The sequence below is a fragment of the Hyphomicrobium sp. 802 genome (assembly GCF_000526135.1).
In the GTDB taxonomy this organism is placed as follows: domain Bacteria; phylum Pseudomonadota; class Alphaproteobacteria; order Rhizobiales; family Hyphomicrobiaceae; genus Hyphomicrobium_B.
On the sequence record NZ_JAFM01000001.1, the window covers coordinates 2,171,732 to 2,197,545 of the forward strand.

Here is a 25,814-nt window from a genome sequence, read left to right on the forward strand (position 1 = left end):
CAGGACATGGCGCCGGCATCTCCGCTCGACAGGGACGGCTTTCGGGCCGTCCCTCGTGTCGGATCTTTCCGATGGGAAAGGGATGGGGCCTCGAGATTGAGCGCAATAGCGCTTGGCTCATCGGCTTAGGCATTCCTGGAAGCTGCAGATTCTTCAGATCGCTGAGAGCGGCAATCGCTTTCGCCGAGGCCCGCGGCCTCGACTACCACGTCGTCCGCCCGGCGCGTCTGTTTGAGAGTTATTGGCGTCGCCGCTGGCGGGGCAGGGGACGTGGGCGTGATTTTGGACGCCCGATCGTCTCCAAAGCTTCATCGGACTGATTAGCACGAGAGGGGATCATGCAAGCAATGCTTTCGGGAAAGCGAGTACTCATCGTCAAAGGTTCGCTTCTTGCACCTTGTGCGCTGGAAAAAACGCTGCGTGATCGCAGCGCCAAAGTGATCACCGCTACCAATGTCATCTCCGCATTTTCCATTATTGAACAGGAGGATATTGATGTCGCGGTTATCGACAAAGGCTTGCACAATGAAGCGTTCGATCTTTGCGCTGAACTGAATATGATGGAGGTGCCTTATCTTTTGGCGGACGCGCCCCATGAACTGCAAAGGCCTGTGGTCCAGAGAGGCGCTGCGGCCCGCGTCGTGGCCGACTTAGAAAATATGCTGCGCACGAAAACGTCCGCGCAAGCGCGAGTGGAGTCCAGCTTCCCCGCCGGAAGATTTCCTGCCGCTCGGAGTACGAGCGCGATGGTCGTCCTCGATCCAGAATGGTCTTAAGGTGATGGCGATGTTCGACGATACCCGGCAGAACTGGAGGCGCCTGGACCTTTATCAGCGGTTCGAGCAGGTCATCGTTGTTATTTTGGGCCTGCTCATATCGGTGGTCATTCTGGCGGCTATGGTCAATCTGCTTCGCTCTGTTTGTATCCTCATTGCTGAAGGAGTGATTGACCCTGCGCGTCCGAAGATTTTCCAGTCGCTCTTCGGCATGATTATGATTGTCCTGATAGCATTGGAGTTCAATCACACCATTCTCGGCATCCTCGAGCGTGGGCTTAGTATCGTGCAGGTACGCGCCGTTGTCTTGATCGCGCTCCTCGCCGTCCTCCGCAAATTTATCGTGATCGAGGTCGCAGAAGCGGATGCCATGCTGCTTCTCTCCCTCTCTGCGGCGACGATTGCGCTCGGAAGTGTTTATTGGGCTGTCCGGGAACAGGAAAGCCGGAGCGAAGACCGTCCTAAATGAAAAAGCTGATGATAGCGGTCGAGAGTAGGCCACGGTGGGGGGCGCTGAACCCGGCGACGTTGATCTGACCGAGCAGGGGTGATGGCGCTCAGCGGGCACAAGACACCGCAGGCTGCGCGTCGACGTCGTGCGTGGATCGAAAGCAGACAGAATAGAGAACGCAATGGCGATGCAAGTCAGAAGGGCGTCGATGGCGGAAAATCAGATTGACGACTGTATTGGTCGGCAGGCTTAGCCGATTCTCAAATTGTCACGTTGGATCTGAATACGGTGGGGATCAGAGGGCTGTTCGTGAGCCTTGGCAAGCCAATACGCTGCAACAGCAATGAGAACCAACAGCGACAGACCGGCCATCAGAATTCGAAACTTCATCAGACCTAATCGTGCTGCGCGCCGAGGAGCGGGTGCGTGTCGGTTAGCACCGTCTATAATCCGAAAACAAGTAAAACGAGTGAACAATCCGGCTACAAAAGTCAGAATGGCGCCGCTGTTAGAAAGTCAGAATGACAATCGGAAGCGGGCTAAGTATCGGAAAACATTGGTGCCGGCTGTAGGATTTGAACCTACGACCCCCTGATTACAAATCAGGTGCACTACCACTGTGCTAAGCCGGCGGACCGTTTGAAAATCAATAATTTAGATCCGAGCGAAACTTCAACGCTCGATTTTGTCACGCATTTGTCAGGTCGGACGAGGCCGAGCGAAGGCGCTTGATACAGGAGGTTGGGTGCTGGGTGCAAGTCGACGATGCGACTTCTCCGCTTACGTGCTAGGCTTTCAAAAGTAGAGGAGGCGATCACATGCAGTTCACAGTCGGCTTTAAGTACGACGGGCAGGTTGGGCATGTCGTCGTCGAGGGGGACGATGCCCTTGTAGCGGCGCTCAAACTGAAGGCGGAGCGACCGGCGGCCCGGATTATGTACGTGCGTCCTCAAAATCGGCGCGGTGATGCTCGACATCCTCCGCTGGCGGTCCTGCAGATCAATTGATTTTTGATCACCTGACCGCGCGAATGATTTAGGAATGCGCGCAGCCGCGGCTGGCGCACTCATGCGCAAGCGGCCGCGACGGATATAAGAAGCGGATTTAGCGCGAAAATCCGCAATCGAGAGAGGTTGCCCGCGCGAAACTGAGGGGCGTGGCCTGAAAGCATAAAAAAAAGGAGCGGAGATTATCTCCACTCCCAATCGCATCTCTTAGCGGTTTAGTCCGCGCTCCGTGGAGCGTCAGGGGCACCACCAGATCGGGCCAACGATGATGCAGCCACGACGCTGCCAATCACCCGGACGCTTTTTGTAACGATGCCAGTTGGAGGGCGCCCTGTCATAGCGGTGGCCGGCCCGGTATTTTCTACGGTCGTAGTGATGTTTATTTTTCTTGTAATCGACCTGTTGCAGGTTCGGGAGCGGCGCGAAGCCCGAGGGCTTCGTGACGGTCATCGCTGATGCAGCCGAGGCCAAGCCTACAGTAAACGCTGCGACCAGCGCGATGGTTTTAAGGCGCAAGACAATCTCCGTTTGTATTGTGTTTCCCAAAGACATAGCTGAACGCGTAAAGGGCATTTAAGTTCCGTGGGGGGCAGGTATTTGTTATGACTTGGAGGGTATTGAGCCGTCAGATTTGAAGCGGCGAGCACACCGCCGCCATTTCTGCACGTGTCCGTACTCATGCACTTTGGCAGAGATGTAACGGCTCGGAAGATTTTGATACCGGGCGACGATCGCAAGATGCCCCGTAAGGGATCTTAAGATAAGCTCTGGCAATGATTCTCGAACCTTTGCAGGGCATCGTTCCGCTCTGACTGGAACCACGCAGGAGTTCTGCCAATGCGCTTTAGGTCTTTCATGGCGCTCGCCGTAATCGCAACGGCCGGGGTTGCGGCTGCGCAGCCGGCGTCGGCGTTCGATCTTTTCAATAGCCCGGACCTCCGCGACCGCCCTTATTATCGGAACGACGCGCTTGAGGAGTACTATTCATACTTCTATTCGCCGCGTGGTTATTATCCCTACTACAACTCAGGTGAGTGGGGTCGACCCATCATCCGCCGTTCCCGACTGCAGCTGCCGCCCTATTACGCTGCGTGGGGCGCGCCGAACCGCCGGTACTATCACGTTGAATGGCATCGCCGGCATTATGGCGGCCATCGTCGCGGAGATTGGTGAGCAACGTCTGCTGTTTCGTCACGAAGACAGTTTGCGGCGCCCGGAACACCTGTTCCGGGCTTTGCTTTTGTCAGACCCGCTTTCGGGCGAGGAGCGCCGTATGAAGCGCGATGGCGGCGGCATTGGAGACGTTGAGGCTCGCGAGCGCGTCGTCTGTCGTGATGCGCGCCACGCAATCGCAGGTCTTGCGTGTCAACTCGCGTAAGCCTTTGCCTTCAGATCCCATGACGAGCGCGGTGGGCTTCGACCAATCAAGAGCTTCAATGGTCTGCTCACCCTGGCCGTCGAGCCCGACGATGGTAAAGCCGGCCTCTTTAAGCTCATCGAGCGCTCGGGCGAGGTTGGCGACGAGCGCCACGGGAATGAGTTCTAGCGCACCGGAAGCCGACTTTGCGAGCACGCCATTTAGCGGCGGGCTATGACGGCGCGTCATAACGAGACCGCTGGCGCCGAAGACGGCCGACGACCTCAGGATGGCTCCGACATTGTGCGGATCGGTGACCTGGTCCAGGACAATGAGCGGGCGTCCGTTAGCTGAGGCAGCCAAATCACGCCAATCAGGCTCGGGCAGGGGCTCCGTTTCCAGTGCGGCGCCCTGATGGACGGTGTCGGCGCCAAGGAGCTTGTCCAGGTCGCGCGGGCTGACGTGTTCGACCGGCGGTTTGATTTCGCCAATGGCTTCCCGGATCCGGCGCTCGGCGTTTTCCGTCAACAGCAGGCGCAGGATGCGACGATTGGGATTCTTGAGGGCCGCCTCGACGGCGTGGAGGCCAAAGAGGCGTATGGGCAAGTCTTCGTCGCCGGTACGGTCATCGGTGCGCTGGGATTTGCCGCGAAATGGCGCATTTGGTCCGCGCGAGGCAAACCCACTGGGGCGCTTCTTGTCGCGCCACGGCTTGTTAAAACGTGGTTTCTGCAGGGCTTGGCCTCAACTCTATAGGCGGTGCGTTTCTTTCCGCCTCGGGAAATACTGTTCTTTGCCCGGCCGTGGTTGGGGGCGCAAGAGCACATCGGCGCTTTTCCGATTGACAGGAGCGGCCGTCGTGAAGATAACCCGACGAAAGGCCCTGCCCCGTTTGGCAGGGCGCTTTCATTTCTGGGCCGCGGCACGCGGCTTCGGGGAGAGGTGCCCGAGTGGCTAAAGGGGACGGACTGTAAATCCGTTGGCTTCGCCTACGCTGGTTCGAATCCAGCCCTCTCCACCATACCCCCATCCAAAACAGTTCAAATCAGTCCATATAAACCTCCGAAATCATTAGGATTTTCGGTGGTTTTCTTTGTCGCGCCAGATGGCGCCGAAACCCCGTAATTTTATGCCTGATTTATGCTGGAATTTATGCTTGGCGCCGTAACAGCCGGAAATAAAACTAGTATGGGGAAGACATGGTGGATTGCTCCGTTGAGGCGATCCGTTGGCTCGGTTGGGGACAAGTCCTGGTGGCCATTGAACCCGATGTTCCCGCGCCCTACCTCTCGACTTAAGCCGAAGCGTGAGGGGGAACCCCGCCGGGCTTTCACGGAAAAAATCCCCGAACCGCTGGCCTCATGCGCGCTTGATTATCGGCACGGAAAGGTCGCGCTAGAGAGGAGGGGCGCATGCTTGTGTTCATCCAGCTCGAAGCCAGCCAGCCAAACGGTGCATGCTACCGTCTCGGCGCCGGGTGCCTGTTGCACCCTGTAATTGCTTCGATGGTAGCTGCATGTTGCGGTTGTTCTAAGTGGAGGGCGTCTCGTTCGCTGGGCGCCCTTTTTGCCACGAGCCTGCGTTTTGGATGGCTGATCACTGAAGGCGGATCTAAGGGGATTGGATGCTTTCCGAGAAGCACTGGCAATGGATTGGCCGGATCGGAGACGCCTATGGGCTCTATAGCCTTGGCGTCGCGATCATCGGCGCCGCTGCAACCTGGCTAGCCGCGTCTCATGACACGCGAGATGCGCTGACGCCCTTGGGTTGGCTCCTATTTTTCTTCGTCGGCACAGGATTTCTAATTATTTGCCTAGCAATTGGAGTCCGCATCGTTTCGCGAGCGCCACAGAAACCAAGCCATGCCGGTACGCCAGAACTACAGCATACTGCTGCAGATTATCGCCGAATACTTGAGGAAGGTTGCGTTGGCGCCGAGGGCGAGTCGGTGACAGTCCAGATGGATGCCGTAAAGAATTCTTTGCCGATCAATTCTGCCGGCAAGAACTATCAAATTATGATTAGCAAATCAGGCGGCACCGGAGTTTGGGTTTATCCGGAAAGCGGGGCCAAAAAGATGTCAACAATTGCAACCTCTGCGGCAAAACGCAGTGAGTTGATTGATGTCCGAACCGCCAGACCACTTCGCGACTCTGGACACCTGACGATAGGGGACCGCGTTCTCGTGGAGATGAGCGACGGATATTTCGTTCAGGCGCTTCTCACCGGCGTCCTATATTACAATGCCGGCGATGATCGAGATGAAGCTCGATTCAAATACAAAGTTTATGAGCCAGGCGAGTTCCTAATACCCGCGCTTTAGATCACGTTTCTAAAAAAGGCTGACCTGCGCGATCTCGTGCGTTGGTTTCGGCAGCGCTGCTGGCGTGCGCTTCTTCTTAGCTGGCGCTGGATGACTTTCGCCCAAAACATGATCGCGAATTCGCGCCATGGCCTTCTCTGCATATTCTTCGTCGCGCTCGATTAGAATCCATTTTCGTTCCGTCGTCTCTGCCGCCAATGCCGTTGTGCCGGAACCCCCAAACGGATCAAGCACCACGACCGAGATGTCTTGGCACGGGAAGCCGCCACAGATGGCGTCGACCATAATGCCGTCTGCCCGAAGGCGCTCGGCGGTGAGGGCTCGAATGTCTCCATAGATTGGTACTCCAACAAACCGCCGCGCCAGAACGCTTTGCGGGAAAGTGTCGATTTCGCAGAAGGCAACCGGCTCAAAATAACCGGATGCTTCAAGCCCGAGACTGAAGCCGCCAATGCCGCTGAAAAGATCGAGAAGTTTTAGTTTCTCCATACACCTCTAGAAGCACGGCGTTGTCCCCACCGCGTGGCCGTTTCGGTGTCCATCCGACACCTCGGAGTCGGCCCTAGCCGCAACGGATTAATCCGTCAACGGATGAATTTCTTGCGTCCTAATTTTGAGTGGGTTGGTGGAGGGTTTTTCCACCCATCTGGCGAGCGTAGGCGCGTAAGCGTCAATGTCCGCTTTGCCGAGAGGCTGTGTGAGAACGAAGATGCGGCCCCCCGCTGGCCCGGCCGCGGCCTGCGGGCAGAGCCTCAGATGGCTCTGAGCAGCTTCGGTACTCCAAGGATCGCCATCACGCGCTTCAGATTGTAGGCCAGGACGTGCAGCGCCATCTCGGTGGCGACATGCTTGAGTGTCTTCATCTTGAAGTGAGTGGCGCCCATCCACGCCTTGATCGTCCCGAACGGGTGCTCGACGGTCTGGCATCGTAACGACATCTTATTGGGATCATCGTCGAGGCGCTCCTGGACGCGTTCAAGGATGCCCTCGTGCTCCCAGCGACGGACGCGGCGTTGCTTACTGGTGGTGCACCGGCCTTTGATGGCGCAGCTTCCGCAAGCATCCGTCCAGTAAGAATGCAGCGTCTTGCCGGCCTCTGCATTCGTGAAGCGGTATGTCAGTCGCCCGCCGGCCGGACAGACGTAGGCATTATCGTCCGCGATGTAAGTGAAGTCGGCGCGATCGAAGCGGCCATGGGCTGCAGCGTTTGACGTATGTGGCTTGGGCAACGTGACCGGGATACCGGCTTCCTCGCACGCGACGATTTCCTCGCCCTTATAATAGCCCTTGTCGGCAATCGCCTCGATGTCGGGGCGGGACATCTTTTCACGCGCTGCACGCGCCATCATCGCCAGAGCGTCGCGATCGTAGCCGAGGTTCGTCACTTCATGCGCGACGATAAGGTGATGCTTCGTCTCGACGGCAGTTTGTACATTGTAGCCAATCACGCGGGGCTTTCTGCTCGTCGTCGCCATCGCACGCGCATCGGGATCGGTCAGCGAGACCTGCGTCTCGCCGCTGATGTCCATGCGCTGTTCGATCGCCTTCAAGGCATTGGCCTCTCGCCGGCAGTAGGCCAACTTCTTGACTGCGCGAGCGAGGCGCGCCTCGGGAACCGACATTCCGGTCTTGCTCGCCACTTCGTCAGCACGGTCAAGCTCGACGAGATATTTTTCAATGGCCGCATCGATCTCGCCAAGGCGCCGCTTGAGTTTCTCACGCGTGAAGCTTTTAGTCTTCGCATTGACGGCTTTGAACTTACTGCCATCGATCGCGACGATGCTGGCGTCCAGAAGATCGAGGCCGCGACAAAGAGCGACGAACTGTTGGCATACCTTGCGGATGGCCGGACCGTTCTCACGGCGGAAGTCGGCGATGGTCTTGAAGTCGGGAGCCAGGCGACCCGTGAGCCAGATCAGTTCTAGGTTCCTCCGACACTCGCGCTCAAGACCACGCGAGGACTGCACTTGGTTGAGATAGCCGTAGATGTAGATCTTGAGGATCGTTGCCGGATGGTAGCTCGGACGGCCCGTCTCTTGAGGAACCACCCCGTCGAAGCCAAGCGTACCGAGCTTAAGCGCATCGACGAAGGCGTCGACTACGCGCACAGGGTTATCTTCGTCGATGTAATCATCAATCGTGTCGGGAAGAAGCGTCGCCTGCGTCCGATCCGCGCCCTCGATGAACCGCCTCATTTGATCCCTCCTCAAGCTCGCGGGAGTCGTACATCTGTTCGTCTGAATGGGCGCGTTTTCACACAGCCTCCCGAGAAAGCGGACATCAGCATTTGTCCCGGCGATAGTTTGCGATCTCTGATAAGGTCCGATGGATAGCAAAAGGCAGACTTCATCGCTTTGTCCGCTTAGTGTTAAATCAACTGCCGCAATTCCAGGGTCTTTTCAATGAACGACGGTTGGTGTTCATAATCGAACATCATCGGCTTTCTGGCGTCTGGACTGCTGCAGCCTTGAGCAGCCCGCTTTCCCGGGCCACGCCGGAACGACTTGTTTCGCAGTCGTTAAAACCCTTACAAATAGCGGGCATGGTAGCTGGCCGAATGCTAGACGAATGGAGACGACCCTGGAATTATCCGCCAGCGAACGCGCTCAGCGCATTTTCTCGTTCGGGTGCTACAGGTTGATTCCTGGTCGGCAGCTTCTCCTTCGAGACGGTGTCCCAATTCCTCTCGGTTCACGCGCGTTGAGCCTTTTGACCACGCTGGTGCAACGCAGCGGCGAGTTGGTGACGAAGGAAGAGCTCATAGCCGCCACGTGGCCAGACGTTTTCGTGCATGACAGCAATCTCAAGGTAAATATGTACAGTCTGCGACGCTCCTTGGGCGATACGCAGAAGCGGCCGACTTATGTAGCCACGATTCCGGGCAGAGGTTATCGGTTTGTGGCTGCTGTTCAAATGAGCATGTTCGATATCGCGGACCCGCTTCCTATGGCAGCCGCGGGACCCAACAAGCTTCCAGGCCAAAGCGACATCATTGGTCGAGAGCGAGAAATCGCAGAGCTTCTAGGCCTTCTACGCACGAACAAGCATGTGACGATCGCGGGCGCCGGCGGTGTGGGCAAAACGACAGTTGCGATCGAAGCGGCCCGTGCCTGTGAAGAGAATTGCGCGGACGGAATATGCTTTGTCGATCTCTCGACGGTCGACAGCCCGACGGCTGTTCCGACGGTCCTCGTGGACGCGCTCGGAATTCGCGGCAATCCAAGCGATAGCCTCGCCGCGGTGCTGGACCATCTTCGTCGGCGCCACATGCTGGTTGTTTTGGACAACTGCGAACACATCCTCCCTGCTGCATCGATTTTCGCTCAAAGACTGATTTCCGAACAGGGATCGAGCACACTCCTCGCGACCAGCCGCGAGCCGCTCGCGACGTCCGCTGAAAATGTTTTCTGGCTAAGGCCTCTTGATTGCCCGCCCGACGACGACGGAATGATTGCTGAGGAGGCACTGCGGTTTCCGGCACTTAATTTGTTTGTGAGGCGGGCATCGGAGGCGAGCGAATATAAATTGATCGATGCCGATTGCGGCGCGATTGCGCAGATATGCCGTTCGCTCGACGGGCTTCCGCTTGCCATCGAACTGGCTGCGGCAAAGTTGGAGACCAACGCGCCACAAGAATTGCTTGCCGCCCTCGGCGAGCATCTCAACTTTAACAATCAGCATAACGAAGGGGTCCATTCGCGCCAGGAGACGCTTCTGGCGACAATCGACTGGAGCTTCAGGCTCTTGTCGCCCGACGAGGCAATGATCTTCCGTCTCGTTTCTGTTTTTGCTGACGCATTCGAACTCGATGATGTGGTCGACATCGCAATTGCGGCGGGTTTGAATCCCGCCGCCGTTACCATCGGCTTAGGCGGCCTCGTTGCCAAATCTCTCGTTACCGCGCACGTGAGAGGGGCGGGACTGCGTTACCGGCTGCTGGACAGCACCCGGCGCTATGCAACACAGCGGCGCCACGAGGATCCGATTGAGGCACAGGCGCGCCTCTGTCATGCCCGGCGGATGCTCACGGTCTTCGAGCAATCCGATGTGGAATGGGATTGGCGCGAAACTTACGACTGGACTCGTCGCTATCGCGATCGCCTCGCCGACCTGCGCGCGGCACTCGCCTGGGCTTTTGGTGAAGGGTGCGAGCCGGAACTCGGCATTAGGCTTACCGTAGCCGCGATTCCGTTATGGTTTGAGGTTTCACTTGTCTCGGAAGCGCAAGCCCAGGTCGAGCTGGCACTCGACGCTGCAGATACCTTCCCGTGCGATGACGTATTGAAGGCAAAGCTGGCGTGCGCTCGGGCATGGAATCTCGCCTACTCACGCAAGGTCGTCCCCGAGCTGCAGGAGGCTTGGATTGCTGCGATTGATCTCGCGAAACGCTCCGGAAATGTTGGCCTTATTCTGCAATCCGTATTGGGGCTCTCTCTGTATCTGCTTGAGACTGGATCGATTCCCGAGGCAATCGAGAGCCTAAAGGAGCTGGGTAATATTTCCTCACGTCACCGAGATTGGTCGGTTAGTCCCGAATACGAACGGGCAATGGCCCTCGCGAGGGCCTATTCGGGGCATTTGGCGGAAAGCCGGGAAGTCTTCGATCGGCTTGCCTTGACCTATGCGCAGCCCGATCGGCGATCGCGGATGGCGGGCTTCCAAGTGGACCGCTATATCGGGATACGATCCCTCCTTCCATTTGTCGCGTGGATGAACGGTCACCCGGACTACGCGGCAGCAACTGCGCGTGACGCGGTGGAGAAGGCCGGTAGCCTTGGGCATTTGGTCTCGCAATCCAATGCAATTGCTATGGCTGCGTTACCCGTCTCACTGTGGAACGGCGACCTGGTGTCGCTCGACCGCTACCAAGCTCGATTGAAATCCATTGTCGAGCTGGAGAACATAGCGATCTGGGTTCCGGATCAGCAGTTTCACGAAGCTGCGCTTCGAGAGCTACGAGGCGAGCAGCACGCCGTCGACGATTTGCGGACGGCGATCGAGGGGATTATCGAGTCCGGTCTCTGCTCTCGTATCGGTATGAAACTTGGCATCCTGGCCGATGCGCTGACCCGTCAAGGCAGGTTAGATGAAGCGAGCAACGCGCTAGCCAGAGCGTTCCATCATCAGGCTTCGCAGGGCGAACGTTGGTGCTGCTGTGAATTGCAGCGGATTGAAGCGTCAATCCTCCGTCGCGGCGGCGAGTCCGCCCGTTCGGAGAGGTTACTTGAAGTCGCGCTGGATGAGGCTCGCGAGATAGGCGCCGTGTCGTTCGAATTGCGCATCGCGAGCGATCTTGCGAGCCACCATCTCGAATCGGATCGCTACAGCGATGGACTCGCGTTGCTCGATCCCGTCTATCGCAAATTCAGCAAGGGCTTCACTACAAAGGATCTAACAACAGCCTCGCAGCTTTTGCATCGACTGAACGGCCGTTTAGGGTAACGGCACGGTACCACAGGGGAACTTGGCGGAGACAGAAGTGATGGAGGGGGACGGAATATCGCCGCGATTGAGGGCTTCTCCAGTTCGGGACAAGGTGACGGTAGCGCCCGCGGACGCGCAGGGAGTTCGGGCAAGAAGCGATGCGCTCCATCCGATATTCATCATGGCCGGCGCGACAGCAGCCCAGCTGATCGGCGGATTGTCCGCGCAGATGTCGCCGTTAGTGATCGATGGGTTGATGAAGGGACTTTCGCTATCGGAACGAGATGCCGGGTTTATTCTCACCATTGAACTCGTCACTCTCGCTTTGACTGCGATGGCGATCGCGCCTGTGCTTCCGAGAGTATCGGCGCGACGAGCGAGCCTCTTCGCCGTTACGCTGACGTTGCTTGCCCAAGGCGCATCCATCTTCAGCACGTCGTGGGCGTCGCTCGTTTTATTGCGCAGCGTCGGCGGCGTCGGCGAGGGCGCCCTTTGGGCGATATCGCTCTTTATCGTAGCGTCCCGCTCCAACAATCCGGACAAAGACTATGGCTACTTTACTGTTGTCTGGGCGCTGGGGAGCATTGCGCTCTTTGCCATAGGAGCCGAGGTTACCGCTGCCTTCCAGCATCGCGGCATTCTTGCTCTTATCGCGCTTGTCGATCTGGCCCTCGCTCCACTTCTGTTTTTAACGCCGGATACGTATCTCAGCCGTGTCGACGGGGCTGCGCCGAATAGAACAGTTCAATCCTCGTTACCCGGACTGATGACGCTCGCTGCGATCGGCCTTTTCCTGACGGCCGGTGCCGCCGTATATGCTTTTAGTACGTCATTGGGGGAGCGCGCGGGTCTCGATGCCCGAGCAGTCGCATACACGCTTACGATCGCCTCCGCGCTGGGCCTTGTGGGTGCCGGTACTGCTACTGCTCTTAACGTGCGCTGGGGACGAGGATTGCCAATTTCGGCCTTCTGCATCGGCTTCGCTTTCGCGGTGCTCACGCTCTGCCTCTGGCGCGACCCGACGGCCTATGTCGTCGCTCTTGTCGTGTCGGTCATCATTTACAATTTTTCGACGCCTTACCTTTTTGGACTTGCGGCCGCGCTCGACCGCAGCGGTCGTTGGGCGGCGGCGGGCGGGTCGGTCTATCTCCTCGGCTTCGCTGCGGGCCCACTACTCGCCGGAACAGTGATCGCGACTGCCGGCTACCTCGGCCTTGCAACGATCTGCGTTGCGATTACGATTATCGTTTGGGTACTCACTATGATCGTCAATCGGCGTCTTGGTACAATCGGTTCTTGAGCACGCTCCCTTTCACAGGCCGATCAACGTCACTCCGACACCGACCAATCCGGCGGCTGCAGCTTTCCTCTCCAGTTCGGGTCTTGAAAGGTCTTCTCGACCCCACTGAGGCGCTATGAGGCTCAAGGCGACGCCGATGATGAATACGAACACGCTCGTCGTGCTGCTGATTGCTTGAACGATGCTGAGAGGCGCAATCATGAGGGCATACCGCATGCCAAGGCTGCCCAAGAGATTGACGGTTTCATTCACAAGATTAATCCCCACTACGGCTCTTGCATTCGCTCGCACCATCTGGACGAGCTCTCTCCGGAATGTGCCGACGAACAGCAAGCAGCAGCCGAATATCGCCTCTCCGAAAAACATCCAGAATGTCGTCGGCCAGAAATTTCCGGCCACAGAGAAAATCTTGAAGATTAGAGAGCTCAACGCAGCCATCGCTGCGCACAGCAACATGAGCGCCGCGAGGCCGTGATGGGGGCGACCTGCGCCGACGGTCGCTACGACCAAGGCACCGGCAATAGTCAAGAGCGATCCCAGCAACTGCATTCCGGTGAGTTGCTCCCCCAAAACTCCGAACGCGAGTGCCATGCCGAACAACGGTGAGGCTTGGAAGAATGGAGCAACCACTGAAGCCTCATTGTACTTCAATGCCATCAAATAAAAGAGGATAGCCGACATCAGCATTCCCCCCGATAGCGTCATGACAGCAGCAGTCCGGAGATCGACATTCAATATCCGGGGGTCGATGAGTAAGAAAATCGGGAGTGCCGCGACATTGACGAGCCCGGTGAAGGCCAACGAAACCGCTGGATGGATATCTTTGAAATATTGATCGAGAAGATATTTATCGAGATGCGTGGAAATTGCCCAAAGCAACGGGCCCGATAATGCGAACAAGAACGAGTAAAGCGACATGAGGTCCGTGGCTCCGGCGGGCGCCCTCTTTGTATCAGGCGCCGTCCATTAAACTTCATCACTGGGCGCTCGTATTTGGATCGCTCGACGATGCCGGGGGAACTAACGCCGCAACCGCGGCCCGGGCGACGGCATTGTCCTGCTCAACTGTGCCTGCGCTGGTTCCGACCGCGCCGACGATGGTCCCATCGATCGTAACTGGAAGGCCGCCGCCGAAAATCACAACCTTGCCGGAATTGCTTTGGTGAATGCCGAACAGAGGTTTTCCCGGAGCCGCCAGAGTTGCGAGCTCCGCAGTCGATTTATCGAAAATTCGAGAGGTCACAGCTTTGTCGATTGCGAGATCGATGCTGCCTATGAGAGCTCCATCCTGACGAACAAAAGCAAGTAAGTGTCCTCCGGCATCGACCACGGCGATGTTGTAGGCAATTCCCAGGCGTGTAGCCATTGCCTCACCGGCAGACGACATCCGCTTCGCATCCTCAAGCGTCAGAGTTTGATAGGATCTAGGCATCTCGTTCTCACTTGCGGCGCGCCTCGTTGGCTCCTCGTCTTCTGTGTGAGCATCGTGTGCATTGTCACGCTTCGGGCGTGTGTCCGGGCAAGAGCCGGTGCACCTAAGCTGGGGCAAGCGGGTTAAGGGCGCCAGTTAATCTAGGTAAAAAAGCCGCCGAGCGAGCAGTCTGATAGGGGGATTCCCTTCATTACAGGCAGCAATCGCACGATTTAACCCGGTTTAACCGGTCGCCGTTTCGTTTCTGGGGTACATTCGCCGCGATTGGAAATGACCTCAGGAGCAACTGAGGGCGCTTTCTACATACGCAACTCATTCGTCCGAGAGAGTTCAGAGCAACGGCGGTCGGATGTGATTTCATCAGCAGCAGGAAGCTCGTCGCCATGGAGGTGGCTGCGAATTCTTCAATCGAGGAGAAGGCTGTGACGCTGCATGTCCTGTTCATCGTCACTAACGCGGCTGCCCTTGGTCCGCGCAGTCGTAAGACTGGTTTTTTCTTCGCAGAGGTCGCTCACCCGTTCGATGTACTCGACAAGGCCGGTATAGCAATCGAGTTCGCCTCACCCGCTGGTGGATGGACTCCTTATGATGCCTATGATGAGAAAGACCCCGCGCAAAAGGCGTTTTTTGAGAGCAAGGCGTTCCGTCGGTTGAATCGCAGCCGCAAGTTGTCCGAGGTGGACGCCGCGGACTACGACGCGATCCTCGTGCCCGGCGGTCTGGGGCCGATGGTCGACATCCAGCACAATGCGGACGTCCAGAAGGCCGTCGTACGCGCCTGGAGCACGGGCAAGCTCGTGACCGCGGTTTGCCACGGACCTTGCTGCCTTCTCGGCGTGGATCTCGGCGATGGCGCGCCGTTCGTGCGGGGCAAGAAGCTAACGGCATTCTCGAAGAAAGAAGAGCACGATTACGCTCGTGAGGATGTGCCCTACGAACTCGAGGACGCGTTGATAGCAGAGGGTGCCGAGTACTCATCTACAGACAACTGGCAGCCTAAGGTCGTCGTCGATGGTCGTCTCATCACCGGTCAGAACCCTGCTTCGGCGGGACCACTGGCAAAAGAATTGCTCACCGCCCTCGGACACACCAACCAAAGGGAGATGACATGATCGAGATTACGGTCAACGGCACAAAGCACCAGGTCGACGTTATCCCCGAAATGCCTTTGCTCTGGGTGTTGCGCGATGAACTTGGTGTCACGAGTGCCAAGTATGGATGCGGCGTGGCTCAGTGTGGGGCCTGCACGGTGCACATAGACGGAAGCGCTGTTCGCTCCTGCCAAGCCCACATAGGCGATGTTGCGGGAAAGGCAATCACCACGATTGATGGGGTGGATAAGGGTGAGCAGCATCCAGTGCTCCAAGCCTGGATTGAGCATCAGGTTCCTCAATGCGGCTACTGCCAAACTGGGCAGATTATGCAAGCCATTTCGCTTCTTGAATTGATCCCGAAGCCGACCGACGAAGATATCAATGAGGTGATGTCAGGAAACCTCTGCCGCTGCGGAACATATCCGCGTATCCGTGCGGCCATTCACTCTGCCGCTGCAAAAATGGCGGAGAAGTGAGATGGGCGAGGTTCAAAACCTTTCACGCAGGGCTTTCGTTTTCGGTTCTGCGGCTGTCGCGGGCGGAGTCGCCTTCGGATCGTATGCGGCTGCCGAAGCCATCCTCATGACTTCAAGCGGCAATCCGTTAACAGCTGGGCTTGCGCCAGATGCCGTAACTTTCAACCCATGGGTGGAAATCAGCCCTAATAAAATTACGTTGATCGCGCAGCATGCCGATATCGGTCAAGGCGTTGGCTCCGTGCAACCTTACATGATTGCCGAGGAAATGGACCTCGATCCAGGCCAATTCGAAATCAGGTTTGCTAGCCCAAGTCCTGCTTATTTCAATACCGGTTTTGCGGATGAATTCGCACCATTTCTGGCGGCAGACCAAAGTCCAGCGGCAGAAAAAGCTCGAGCCAATACGCTCGAGTACTTGAGAAAAACAGGGCTTCAGATGACGGGCGGTTCGAGCACCGTGCCCGACACATATGAAAAACTTCGGGTCGCCGGCGCGATTGCGCGAGAGACTCTAAAAGCCGCGGCGGCGAAGCGTTCGGGCGTCACTGCCGGTGAGCTTCGCACGCAATCCGGCCATGTTATCCTGCCAGACGGAACCAAAATCCCTTACGTGGACCTTTCGGCGGACGCCGCGAAAATCCCGCCTATCGTGAACGCCGAACTACGCGATCCGTCTAAGTGGCGAATGCTGGGCAAGCCCATGACGCGACTCGACGTTCGATCGAAAGTGACTGGCGAGATGAAGTTCGGGATCGATATGAAAATGGACGGGATGGTTTTTGCCTCCGTCAAGCTAAACCCGAACAAGGGTCAACCTTTGAAATCGTACGACGCCAGCAAGGCTCAATCGATGCCGGGCGTAAAGAAGATCCTGGAAATTAAAAATGGTGTCGCTGTCATCGCAACAAATAGCTGGTACGCGATGCGAGCTGTCGAGGTGATCGATTGCGAGTGGGCACCCTCTGCGTATCCTGCCGAGCAAGCCGATCATTGGAAAAACCTAGAGAGTTCGTTCAAGCCGGAGTTTTTGGGAAAGGAGTGGCGCAAGGTCGGTGATATCGAGACGGGATTGAAGGGTGGTACACACGTTGAAGCCGAGTATCGCGCACCATACGTGGCACACCAGCCCCTCGAGCCGCTCAACGGCATCGGCCTCTTCAAAGACGACAAACTGGAATTATGGTTCGGTCATCAGAGCCCACAATTGGTCCAGAACGTTGCGGCTGACGCGATCGGCTTGAAGCCGGAAAAGGTGACTTTTCACAATCAGTGGACCGGCGGCAGCTTCGGGCACCGGCTTGAATACGGGAATGTCCCGGTCTTGGCCGAAATCGCAAGCCAAATGCCCGGCACGCCGGTGAAACTCATCTTCTCGCGCGAAGAGGATTTCCGGCAGGACATTCCCCGACAGATTGCGATCGCCCGTCACAGCGGGAGTGTCGACGGGAATAAGATCGTCGCCGCAGATCTCAAATTGGCGTCGACGGCTCCCTTGAACGGCTTGCTGGAGCGAAGCCTCATACCATCGAAGGATCCTGACGCCCAATTAGCTGCCGGCCTGTGGAACGTGTATTACGACATCCCGAATTTTCGGGCGACGACCTACGAAGCCAAGGGGCTGTCGCCATGTACAACTTGGCGATCGGTGGGAGCCTCCACAGCTGGCTTCTTCACGGAGAGCTTCTTTGATGAATTGATACATGTAGCCGGTCTCGACCCGCTCGATGCGCGCATCGAGATGTGCACTGTTCCTACGCATCGCAAGGTATTGGAAGCGGTTGCCGAGATGTCGGATTGGAAGGGTCCGCTCGGCAATGGCAAAGGGAGGGGGGTGGCATTCGTCGAGTCATTTGGCACGGCGACCGCGGAAGTTATCGAAGTCTCGGTGACCGATCGGGGCATCAAAATCGAGAACGTTTGGGTTGCGGCCGAAGTCGGTAAGGTCGTCGACCCGGTCAACTTTGAAAACCAAGTTCAAGGCGGCGTCGTCTGGGGATTAGGTCACGCGATCAATTGTGAACTTACGTACGCAAACGGCTCCGTGCAGCAGACCAACTACAATCATCACGAGGCGATGCGGATCTATCAATGTCCGGTCATCCACGTTCGTGGATTGGAAAACGGACCGAAGGTCAGGGGCATCGGAGAACCGCCAGTTCCGCCAGCAGCGCCAGCACTTGCAAACGCCATTTTTGCTGCGACGGGAAAGCGTATCCGGGAAATGCCGTTCAACAAGTTCATCGACTTCGTATGAGGGCCGGTTATGGAAAGAGCTTGGGTCGCGATGGTCTTGGCCACTTCATCTATGGCCGCGCTGGCGGGATATGTCTTTGCCGAAGGCGAAACGAACAAGGATGCTCTGCCGGCTGGAAGTGTCAGCCGCACCGACGGCCTCGAAGCGTGGAAGCGCATCGAGGCGGTGGTCACGCATCCTCGTTGCGCCAACTGTCATGTTGATGCCAAAGCTATACCGATTTGGACGCCGGCAGGCGAGAGCAAGTCTCGCGTTCACGGTATGAACATCCATGGCGGAGAAAGTCGTATCGGGGCTGAGGCGCTGGTTTGCCAGACCTGCCACGTAACCTCGACGGTGCCCAATGACGCCGCGCCGGCGCCGCCGCACGCTGGCATCGACTGGCAGCTTGCGCCGGTCGAATTCATTTGGTTCGGCAAAAGCGGCGCGGAGATTTGTGCGCAGCTCCGGGATCCGAAGCGCAATGGTGGCCGCGACGCTGCGGGACTTCTCGCGCACTTAAGGCATGATGCATCACTGAATGGATTTATTCCCCGAAGCTGGGAGCCCACGGGGCGTCCGATCCCACCGGGGACGTTTGAGGATCATGTGAAAGATATGGCCCTCTGGGGAGCTGCGGGGCAGCCGTGTCCCGACTGATCAGAAGGGTGAATCGGCCAGCCGGGTCCCTACAACTCTACTCGCGCCGCTAAGGAACTGCTCAAGCATGAAGATATGATGTCTGCTCTGGGCCAGAAGCAGAAAATTACGCAAACCCGATTACTTCTGCTCTTCATTCGAAAGCAGACCTGCACAAAAACGCGTTCGGCCGCTTTGTGAAGCAGAGTTAAATGTCCGCAAATGGGATAAAGCCGACGCTGTCTGACTTCCACAAAGCAGAGATAGCGTTCATCGGCGGAGTACGTCAGCAGGTATTTTCGCAGTTTTTGCGGATGTCTGCTTTGGCTAAAGACCGGCCTTCTGCTTCGGTCTCAATGCAAGCAGATTCCCTTGATAGCTGGCCAGGGCACATAGATGGTCGCAAATCCGGCTAGGGCTAAGGCCATGCCAGCTGCGAACCGCACAGGCCATTTGGCGTTTATCGTGCGCAGGAAGGTCAAACCACTCGCGGCAGCAAAGACAGCCGGTAATGTGCCAAGCCCAAATCCGGTCATGAATAGAAATCCGTGAAGGGCAGAACCTGTCAGCGAAGAAAAGAATACCGCCCCGTAGAGCATCGGACAGGCATTGAGCCCCCACGCGACGCCTAACACGTATGGTCCGGCCGTTCGCCTCGTTCTGAGTGGCGCAGCGATCGTATCAAACCCTTGGGCGAGGTAAGACACTCCGCGGTCCAGGAAAGAAAGACGTGGCATAGCACCGGCAAGAACGAGCCCCATCCAAATTAGAGAGACGGCGGCGGCCCATTGCATGATCTCGAAGCTTATTCCGCCTCGGCGTGCTGCAAGTCCGGCGCCGATTGCGCCTCCGACTGCGCCTAAGGTTGCGTACGTCGTGATGCGGCCAGCCTGCATGATGGCCAATTGCCGATATCGCTCTTTGGGTGTCGGTGCGTCGAGCAGCAGCAACGCGCCGCACGCTATGCCACCGCACATCGCCGCACAATGAAGAGCGCCCGCAAGCCCGAATGCGAAACCCGATATGAGCAGCGACTCAGGCATGGCGGTCCGTAGGTTCTTCCTGCACGGCCGTGTTCGCAGGCTCTCCATCATCCAGGGCGCGCCAACCGGCACCCTCCAGATCTTCGAACTGGCCGTCGCGCAGCGCCCATAAAAAACCGCCAAGTCCCATGAGACCGAGCGTTAATGCTGCCGGTATAAGCCACGCGAGAGATGTCATGCGCTCCTCCTGACTGGCCGCAGACGAAGTTTCTTTGTCCTAAGACGGAGCGCGTTTGTGGTTACGACGATCGACGATGTCGACATAGAGAGCGCAGCGACCAAGGGCGTCACATGTCCGAGCATCGCAATCGGAACGAAGACAGCGTTGTACCCAATCGCGATCGCAAAATTTTGCAAAGCCATTCGGCGTGCCGCCTGCGCAACCTTCAGTGTTTCGATAATCGGGCCCAAGCGATCGCCTTGAAATACGGCATCTGCCGCCGCCTGACTGATATCCATGGCCGAGGCGGGCGACATCGAGGCATATCCCGCCGCCAGTGCGGGGGCATCGTTCAGTCCGTCGCCAACCATCAGCGCCTTGTGACCATTCGCGCGTAAATCGCCAATGCGCTGAAGCTTGTCGGACGGACGCAGCGCTCCCTGCCAATCGGATATCGCGCACGCGGTTGCGGCGCGCGCGACGGCTTGCGGCCGGTCGCCTGACAGCAATTCGACGGCATAGCCGGCATCTCTCAGTGTTTTGACCGTCTCACGCGCGTCGGGCCGAATGCGATCGATGAAACGGAAGCCGATCACCGCTTCATCGGCAGACCTATACCAGAGAGAGGCCTCGACATTCTGATTGATAGCGGCGCCGGCCCAATGCGCCGAGCCGAGCCGCTCTTCGCGTCCGTCCCCGACATATGAAAGCCCGGAGCCCGGAACCTCGCGGACGCCCTCGATCGCGTTGATGGCGATCCCGCGGTCATGCGCGGCGCGAACGATGGCTTGCGCATAGGGATGTCGGCTCGCAGCTGCGAGTGAAGCAACGCGAGCCAGAAGGCCAGACTCGATATTCTGGTCGTCGGCCAGCGCGATCTGCTCGAGTGTCAACGTACCCGTCTTGTCGAAGACCACGCTGTCGATTTCGCTCATCCGCTCGAGACCATCGGCCGCCTTCACGATGACGCCGCGACTGAAGAGCCTGCTGATCGCCGCGACCTGAACCGCAGGCACCGCGAGCGCCAACGCGCACGGGCACGTTATGATCAACACCGCGATGGCGTGAGTGAGCGAAACTTCCCATCCGCTTCCAAGCATCATCCACATCGTGAACGTCAATAGCCCGAGAACGTGAACGGCTGGTGCGTAGAGCTGAGCCGCCCTGTCGGCGAGCCGCACATAGCGACCGCGGCTTTGCTCGGCCGAGAGCATCAGGCGACCGATTTCGGCGAGCAACGTGTTCTCATCTGTGACGCTGACACGAATGTGCAAAGTTCCGCCGCCGTTGACGGTGCCGGCGTGAACGTGAGCGCCCGACGTGACGCTCCGCGGTACGGTTTCGCCGGTGATCAAACTCTCGTCGACTTCGCTGACGCCTGAGACAACGATGCCGTCGGCAGGGATACGCTCTCCAGCGGCAACGGCGACGCGCATACCAGGCAAAAGGGTGCGTGCGGGAAGCAAGCGCACCGAGCCGTCTTCGGAAACCACGGTCGCGCTCATGGCGCGAAGGCTCAGCAGATTTTCCGCGGCCCCTCTGGCGCGCATGCGCATGCTTTCGTCAAGCGCCCGGCCGATTAAAAGGAAGAAGACGAGTGTCGTCGCGGCATCGAAATAGACTTGGTCGGAGCCGCGTATCGTCTGGAATAGGCTCATCGCCGTCGCGAGGATGATACCGAGAGTGATCGGCACATCCATGTTGAGGCGGCGGGCGCTCAGAGCCGAGAAAGCCGAGCGGAAGAATGGCTGCCCGGCATAGGCGATGGCTGGCAGGGCTATAAGCGCCGATACCCAATGAAAGAGATCGCGGACCGAGCTGTCCATATCGGACACTTCGCCCGACCAGACAGACACGGATAGCAGCATGATATTGGCCGCTGCGAATCCTGCAACGCCGAGGCGGGGAATGAGCTCGCTCGTTCGCCCGCGCGAGGCGGACGTTTCGGCGCCTTCGACAAGCTCCGCGGCTGTGTAGCCTACGGCCTTTAACGCCGCGACGAGCTCAGGCACATCGGGACTCGAGCCGTCCGTCTGACGGCAGAGAGTGACCGTGACGCGGCGCAAAGCGAGGTTGGCTCGGGACGCTGAAACGCCTCGAACGCTTCTCAGCGCCGTCTCTACGGTGTGGATGCATGTTCCGCAGACGATATCCGGGACAGACAACGTTATCGTCTCGACGTTCGCCGTTGTGTTATCAGCCGGCGCGCGTCGTTGCGGCGATAGTGAATTGATCAGGGCTGCTTCCATAGCCGCACCTTGGATCGATAAACGACGCTCTTTTGGCCGGTATCGCCCTGGCTGACGAACAAGGAAACGTCCCAGTTACCTTCGGCCAAATTCGGCAATGTGACCGTGTAGACTCCCTCTCCAAGGGAGGCGAGAACGAGATTGCGATCCGCCACGTCCGTGGCGGGACGGCCGATGCTTCCGCTGATTTGCAGATCGTCGATGCTACGTCCCTCGCGATCTTTCAGCGTGACACTGAAGACACCGGTGGCGCTGTCGAATTTTGTTGCTTCCGTCCAACCGAGCTCATCCTGCCGGCGCTCGTCGGCGATGCGCTGGTTGTAACGCAGGCCCGTCCGGTAAGCGTCAGGCGTGTCGCCTCCGAAGGTCGAAATGGCATCGTAGATCATCACGCTGTCGACCGCAGTGACGGTGACAAAGAAGGCAATCATGCCGAAAAGCACGTGCCAGCCATTGATCCCACTTCGTACCGGAAGGGCTTGTTTCATGGCAGCTTGTTTCATGACGGTGGCCCGCTGAACGTCGTCGAACGTGAAGTTGTGTGACCTGTTGCAGTGTCCGTTACAGTAATCGTGATGGGTGTCGAATCTCCTTTGAGTTCTCTCCGTTCCGATGGCTCGATCAAGACGAAGAACTTCACCGCCCGAACCTCCGCGGGTTTGACGTCGATCACCGGGTCCTGTTCGTCGAATTCCACGAACTGGAGCTGGGCTCTCTCGAGACCTAAAACGGAAATTTTGAAATGCCGTGTCGCTTGGAGCTTGTTGGTGATCTTCACCGTATAACCATCGCGCAGACCGCCGTCGCTCAGCGTAACGAACAGCGGATTGCGATCGGGCGCGACACTTAGCTGTGTATCGGCGCGATTGAGCAGCGACCAGACCATCAGGCCTCCGACTGCAACAATCAGGACCGAATAGAGGATCGTTCGCGGCCGTACGATCCGCCATCCGTCACGAGGACCTTTGGTAGCGTTCGCAAGGTTGGCAGCCGTCGTATAGGCGATCAATCCGCGCGGACGACCCACGCGATCCATGATCTCGTCGCATGCATCTATGCATAGCGCGCATTGAATACACTCGAGCTGCGCGCCGTCGCGGATGTCAATGCCCGTCGGACAGACGGCGACGCAAGCCTTGCAGTCGACGCAGTCGCCCCTCCCTTCCCAGCTTTCATCGCGCTTATGTGATCCGCGCGGCTCGCCGCGAACCTCGCGATACGAAATGAAGAGGGAATCGTGATCTAGCATTGCTCCTTGGATGCGTGGCCACGGGCACATGTAGATACAGACCTGCTCCCGCGCAATGCCACCAAGTATATAAGTCGTGAAGGCGAACACGCCGACAAAAGCATATGCTATTGGCGAAGCAGTCCCATGCACGAGCTCGGCCGCGAGCGTCGGCGCGTCGCGAAAGTAAAAGACGAAAGCCCCTCCTGTCGCGATAGCAATGAACCCCCAGGTCAGATGCGTCGCCGCTTTCTTCCAGAGCTTTTCGAATGACCAGCCGCTCTGATCGAGACGCAGGCGCGCATTGCGGTCGCCCTGCCAGAACCGCTCGACAGCGATCATCAGATCCGTCCAGACTGTCTGCGGGCAGGCATATCCGCACCACATGCGCCCAGCGATTGCGGTCACAAGAAAAAGCGAGAGGGCCGAGATAACGAGCAGCCCCGTCACATAATAGAATTCCTGCGCCCAGATCTCGATCGGTCCGAACAGCAGGCGCTGATTGGCAAAGTCGAGCAGAAAAGCTTGATTAGGAAGGCCCGGTCCACGATCCCATCTGAACCACGGCAACATGTAATAAACGCCGAGCGTGAGCCCTAAGGCCACCCATTTGATGGCGCGGAAGGTGCCGTGCGCTTCCTTCGGATATATCTTTCGATGTGATGCGTAAGCGCTTGTCTTGGACGCAGCGGCTTTCGCGCCGGACGATCTGTTGTCCGTATCAGCTATGAACTTGTTATGTTCGCCCATCATCGTCATTTGGGCGCCTCATGGCCCTCTTCCTTATGTTCGGCCTCGCCCTCGTCGTCTTTTTTCGGCTCGGGTTTTCCGCCGCCGAGCGAATGGACGTAGAGCGCGACCATCTTGATATCCACGGGATCCAGGCGACCGTTCCACGCCGGCATCATGCCGCCACGGCCGGTCTCGATGCTACGCACGACCGCTTGCTGGCTGCTGCCATAAAGCCAGATAGCATCGGTTAGATTCGGCGCACCGACGTCGGTGTTGCCTTTGCCGTCGGCACCGTGACACGCCGCACAGTTGTCTGCGAATAGCGCAGCACCTCGCGAGGCGGCCGCGGCATCGACATCAAGATGCGAGAGCGAACGAACATAATTGGCGAGGTCGCGGATCTGAGCTGGCTCGAGGATCTTGTCGAGACCGAACCGTGGCATAGCCGTATAGTGGGTTTCGGGATCGCCGGACCTTGCGCCGTGCGTAATCGTCTTTTGGATGCTTTCAAGATCGCCGCCCCACAGCCAATCGTCGTCGTTGAGATTGGGATACCCAATGGCGCCTTGCGCACCACGACCGTGGCATGGGGCGCAGTTGTCGCCGAAAATCGCGGCGCCGCCATCGCGAGCGAATTCGAATAGCTCGGGATTCTTCTTTATGTCGGCAATCGGCATCGCGGCGATCGCGGCGCGATATTTATCTTGCGCTGCCTTTGCTGACGCGACGTCTTTTGCGACCTCACCGCGCTGGCTGTAACCGAACAACCCCTTCGTATAGCCGTTTAGCATCGGCCAAGCCGGATAGACGAGCCAATAGCCGAACGCCCAGACGATACACGCGTAGAACGTGTAGAGCCACCACCGGGGTAGTGGCTTGTTGAGCTCCATCAGGTCGCCGTCCCACACGTGTCCCGTGGTTTCGGCGCCCGTTACTTCGTCGATGCGCTTCTCGCTCGCCATGGGCTGTCACTGCTTTTCTAGCTTGTCGTCCTGATCGATTGCTGCTTTCGCCACGTGCTCGAACTTTGCTTTGTTGGACGAGCGAAACGCGTAGACGAATGCCGCGACGAGAAGAGCCATGAAAATCGCCATCGACACGAGTTGCGAGACGACCTGTGCTTCATCGTAAGTCATGGTCTCACCGCAAGTTGGGCCCGCTGGCGTCGAATTTCGTGAAATCGACAAGCGTGCCGAGCATCTGCAGATAGGCGACGACGGCATCGAGCTCACTCGGCGGAACGTCATCGCCGGGCTGACCGTCGAACCTTCTGACCTGCGCCTTCGGATAGCGTTGAACCAGCGCCTTCGCTCCGGTTGTATCGGGAGAGATCTGAGCGAGGACGTCGGCCTTTGCATTGGCGATCATGTCGTCGCTGTAAGGCACCCCGACCTCTTGCAACGTCTTCATGCGCGCGGCGATGTTGTCATAGTTGAGGGGCGTTTTTTCCAGGAACGGATAGCCCGGCATAATGGAAGCGGGAACGACCGAGCGTGGATCTCGCATGTGCTCGACGTGCCAAGCGTCGGAATACTTCCCGCCAACGCGGGCGAGGTCCGGACCGTTACGCTTCGATCCCCATTGGAACGGGTGATCGTACATGCTTTCGGCGGCGAGCGAGTAATGGCCGTAACGCTCGATCTCGTCGCGCAAGGAGCGGATCATCTGGCTGTGGCAGTTATAGCAGCCTTCGCGCACGTAGATATCGCGGCCAGCGAGTTCCAACGGCGAATACGGGCGCATGCCTTCAACCTTTTCGATGGTCGACCGCAACATGAAGAGCGGTGCGATTTCGACGATGCCTCCGATAGAGACGACGATCAGCGCGCCAATCAAAAGGATGAGGGAGTTCTTCTCAAAAATAGCGTGGTTCATGGTTTGCTCCCG

General features: G+C 57.9%; 25 protein-coding genes, 2 tRNA genes and 1 pseudogene. 13 read left to right on the forward strand and 15 right to left on the reverse strand.

The window, feature by feature from the left end; all coding sequences use genetic code 11:
* Positions 1–338: 338 nt before the first annotated feature.
* Together HYP802_RS0111025 and HYP802_RS0111030 are read left to right on the forward strand one after the other, a co-directional pair.
* Positions 339–776: a hypothetical protein gene (locus tag HYP802_RS0111025; RefSeq protein WP_013947331.1), complete on the forward strand. Its 438-nt coding sequence runs from the start codon at positions 339–341 to the stop codon at positions 774–776.
* Between the two features lie 10 nt (positions 777–786).
* A complete protein-coding gene (locus tag HYP802_RS0111030) occupies positions 787–1,245 on the forward strand; it encodes a phosphate-starvation-inducible PsiE family protein (RefSeq protein ID WP_244420999.1) in 459 nt (152 codons plus the stop codon).
* A 539-nt stretch (positions 1,246–1,784) separates the two neighbouring features.
* Here the strand turns inward: HYP802_RS0111030 and HYP802_RS0111040 are convergent.
* Positions 1,785–1,859: transfer RNA gene (locus HYP802_RS0111040), tRNA-Thr, on the reverse strand.
* A 186-nt stretch (positions 1,860–2,045) separates the two neighbouring features.
* Between HYP802_RS0111040 and HYP802_RS0111045 the strand changes: the two genes are divergently transcribed.
* Positions 2,046–2,234, forward strand: coding sequence for a hypothetical protein (locus tag HYP802_RS0111045; protein ID WP_024275726.1), 189 nt, complete (start codon positions 2,046–2,048; stop codon positions 2,232–2,234).
* Positions 2,235–2,471: 237 nt separating this feature from the next.
* Here HYP802_RS0111045 and HYP802_RS0111050 read toward each other — a convergent pair whose 3' ends face one another.
* Positions 2,472–2,750 carry a hypothetical protein gene (locus tag HYP802_RS0111050; RefSeq protein WP_013947333.1) on the reverse strand — a complete coding sequence of 93 codons (279 nt, stop codon included), beginning with the start codon at positions 2,748–2,750 and terminating at the stop codon, positions 2,472–2,474.
* 321 nt (positions 2,751–3,071) lie between these two features.
* On the opposite strand from HYP802_RS0111050, the gene HYP802_RS0111055 reads away from it, so the two are divergent.
* Entirely contained in the window at positions 3,072–3,407 is a 336-nt protein-coding gene (locus HYP802_RS0111055; RefSeq protein ID WP_013947334.1) for a hypothetical protein, read from the forward strand.
* A gap of 70 nt (positions 3,408–3,477) precedes the next feature.
* Here the strand turns inward: HYP802_RS0111055 and rlmB are convergent, their stop codons facing one another.
* Complete coding sequence (gene rlmB / locus HYP802_RS0111060) at positions 3,478–4,197, reverse strand: 23S rRNA (guanosine(2251)-2'-O)-methyltransferase RlmB (protein WP_013947335.1); 720 nt, start codon at positions 4,195–4,197, stop codon at positions 3,478–3,480.
* Between the two features lie 330 nt (positions 4,198–4,527).
* Between rlmB and HYP802_RS0111065 the strand changes: the two genes are divergently transcribed.
* Both HYP802_RS0111065 and HYP802_RS0111070 read left to right on the forward strand, forming a co-directional pair.
* Positions 4,528–4,612 (forward strand) — tRNA-Tyr (locus HYP802_RS0111065).
* A gap of 603 nt (positions 4,613–5,215) precedes the next feature.
* On the forward strand, positions 5,216–5,914 hold the full coding sequence (locus tag HYP802_RS0111070; protein ID WP_013947338.1) for a hypothetical protein: 699 nt from the start codon (positions 5,216–5,218) through the stop codon (positions 5,912–5,914).
* A gap of 9 nt (positions 5,915–5,923) precedes the next feature.
* On the opposite strand, the gene HYP802_RS22900 is transcribed toward HYP802_RS0111070, so the two are convergent.
* Together HYP802_RS22900 and HYP802_RS0111085 are read right to left on the reverse strand one after the other, a co-directional pair.
* On the reverse strand, positions 5,924–6,403 hold the full coding sequence (locus tag HYP802_RS22900; protein ID WP_013947339.1) for a DNA cytosine methyltransferase: 480 nt from the start codon (positions 6,401–6,403) through the stop codon (positions 5,924–5,926).
* Between the two features lie 263 nt (positions 6,404–6,666).
* Complete coding sequence (locus tag HYP802_RS0111085) at positions 6,667–8,109, reverse strand: IS1182 family transposase (RefSeq protein ID WP_013947914.1); 1,443 nt, start codon at positions 8,107–8,109, stop codon at positions 6,667–6,669.
* 373 nt (positions 8,110–8,482) lie between these two features.
* Here HYP802_RS0111085 and HYP802_RS23985 point away from each other — a divergent pair.
* The 3 genes and pseudogenes from HYP802_RS23985 to HYP802_RS0111095 form a co-directional block, all read left to right on the forward strand.
* Positions 8,483–8,800, forward strand: a pseudogene (locus HYP802_RS23985) (winged helix-turn-helix domain-containing protein); the annotation flags it as partial.
* A 306-nt stretch (positions 8,801–9,106) separates the two neighbouring features.
* The gene (locus HYP802_RS0111090) at positions 9,107–11,356 is read left to right on the forward strand and encodes a transcriptional regulator (RefSeq protein ID WP_245261537.1); all 2,250 of its coding nucleotides are present in this window, start codon (positions 9,107–9,109) and stop codon (positions 11,354–11,356) included.
* Between the two features lie 163 nt (positions 11,357–11,519).
* On the forward strand, positions 11,520–12,638 hold the full coding sequence (locus tag HYP802_RS0111095) for an MFS transporter (RefSeq protein WP_035575772.1): 1,119 nt from the start codon (positions 11,520–11,522) through the stop codon (positions 12,636–12,638).
* Positions 12,639–12,650: 12 nt separating this feature from the next.
* Here HYP802_RS0111095 and HYP802_RS0111100 read toward each other — a convergent pair whose 3' ends face one another.
* Positions 12,651–13,556 (reverse strand): DMT family transporter, encoded by a 906-nt coding sequence (locus HYP802_RS0111100; RefSeq protein WP_013947344.1) that lies wholly within the window; start codon positions 13,554–13,556, stop codon positions 12,651–12,653.
* Between the two features lie 58 nt (positions 13,557–13,614).
* The gene (locus tag HYP802_RS0111105) at positions 13,615–14,070 is read right to left on the reverse strand and encodes a heme-binding protein (protein WP_013947345.1); all 456 of its coding nucleotides are present in this window, start codon (positions 14,068–14,070) and stop codon (positions 13,615–13,617) included.
* A 422-nt stretch (positions 14,071–14,492) separates the two neighbouring features.
* On the opposite strand from HYP802_RS0111105, the gene HYP802_RS0111110 reads away from it, so the two are divergent.
* The 4 genes from HYP802_RS0111110 to HYP802_RS0111125 all read left to right on the forward strand — a co-directional run bounded on the left by HYP802_RS0111110 (position 14,493) and on the right by HYP802_RS0111125 (position 18,536).
* Positions 14,493–15,182: a type 1 glutamine amidotransferase domain-containing protein gene (locus HYP802_RS0111110; RefSeq protein ID WP_024275729.1), complete on the forward strand. Its 690-nt coding sequence runs from the start codon at positions 14,493–14,495 to the stop codon at positions 15,180–15,182.
* A complete protein-coding gene (locus tag HYP802_RS0111115; RefSeq protein WP_013947347.1) occupies positions 15,179–15,640 on the forward strand; it encodes a (2Fe-2S)-binding protein in 462 nt (153 codons plus the stop codon). The genes HYP802_RS0111110 and HYP802_RS0111115 overlap by 4 nt, the downstream gene beginning before the upstream one ends.
* Positions 15,641–15,746: 106 nt before the next feature.
* Positions 15,747–17,897 carry a molybdopterin cofactor-binding domain-containing protein gene (locus HYP802_RS0111120; protein ID WP_245261489.1) on the forward strand — a complete coding sequence of 717 codons (2,151 nt, stop codon included), beginning with the start codon at positions 15,747–15,749 and terminating at the stop codon, positions 17,895–17,897.
* Between the two features lie 9 nt (positions 17,898–17,906).
* On the forward strand, positions 17,907–18,536 hold the full coding sequence (locus tag HYP802_RS0111125) for a hypothetical protein (RefSeq protein ID WP_024275732.1): 630 nt from the start codon (positions 17,907–17,909) through the stop codon (positions 18,534–18,536).
* A gap of 332 nt (positions 18,537–18,868) precedes the next feature.
* Here HYP802_RS0111125 and HYP802_RS0111130 read toward each other — a convergent pair whose 3' ends face one another.
* The 8 genes from HYP802_RS0111130 to ccoO are packed head-to-tail and all read right to left on the reverse strand — an operon-like array spanning position 18,869 to position 25,802.
* Positions 18,869–19,558, reverse strand: coding sequence for a sulfite exporter TauE/SafE family protein (locus tag HYP802_RS0111130; RefSeq protein WP_024275733.1), 690 nt, complete (start codon positions 19,556–19,558; stop codon positions 18,869–18,871).
* The gene (gene ccoS / locus HYP802_RS0111135; RefSeq protein ID WP_024275734.1) at positions 19,551–19,736 is read right to left on the reverse strand and encodes a cbb3-type cytochrome oxidase assembly protein CcoS; all 186 of its coding nucleotides are present in this window, start codon (positions 19,734–19,736) and stop codon (positions 19,551–19,553) included. Before ccoS ends, HYP802_RS0111130 begins: the two co-directional genes overlap by 8 nt.
* On the reverse strand, positions 19,733–21,967 hold the full coding sequence (locus HYP802_RS0111140; RefSeq protein WP_024275735.1) for a heavy metal translocating P-type ATPase: 2,235 nt from the start codon (positions 21,965–21,967) through the stop codon (positions 19,733–19,735). The genes ccoS and HYP802_RS0111140 overlap by 4 nt, the downstream gene beginning before the upstream one ends.
* Positions 21,952–22,455 (reverse strand): FixH family protein, encoded by a 504-nt coding sequence (locus tag HYP802_RS0111145; RefSeq protein ID WP_029670929.1) that lies wholly within the window; start codon positions 22,453–22,455, stop codon positions 21,952–21,954. Before HYP802_RS0111145 ends, HYP802_RS0111140 begins: the two co-directional genes overlap by 16 nt.
* Before the next feature lie 11 nt (positions 22,456–22,466).
* A complete protein-coding gene (ccoG, locus tag HYP802_RS0111150) occupies positions 22,467–23,954 on the reverse strand; it encodes a cytochrome c oxidase accessory protein CcoG (protein WP_013947354.1) in 1,488 nt (495 codons plus the stop codon).
* Positions 23,951–24,889, reverse strand: a complete 939-nt coding sequence (ccoP, locus tag HYP802_RS0111155; protein ID WP_013947355.1) for a cytochrome-c oxidase, cbb3-type subunit III — start codon at positions 24,887–24,889, stop codon at positions 23,951–23,953. The genes ccoG and ccoP overlap by 4 nt, the downstream gene beginning before the upstream one ends.
* A 6-nt stretch (positions 24,890–24,895) precedes the next feature.
* Positions 24,896–25,063, reverse strand: coding sequence for a cbb3-type cytochrome c oxidase subunit 3 (locus HYP802_RS23840; protein ID WP_013947356.1), 168 nt, complete (start codon positions 25,061–25,063; stop codon positions 24,896–24,898).
* Positions 25,064–25,067: 4 nt separating this feature from the next.
* A complete protein-coding gene (gene ccoO / locus HYP802_RS0111165) occupies positions 25,068–25,802 on the reverse strand; it encodes a cytochrome-c oxidase, cbb3-type subunit II (RefSeq protein WP_013947357.1) in 735 nt (244 codons plus the stop codon).
* Positions 25,803–25,814: the final 12 nt, after the last annotated feature.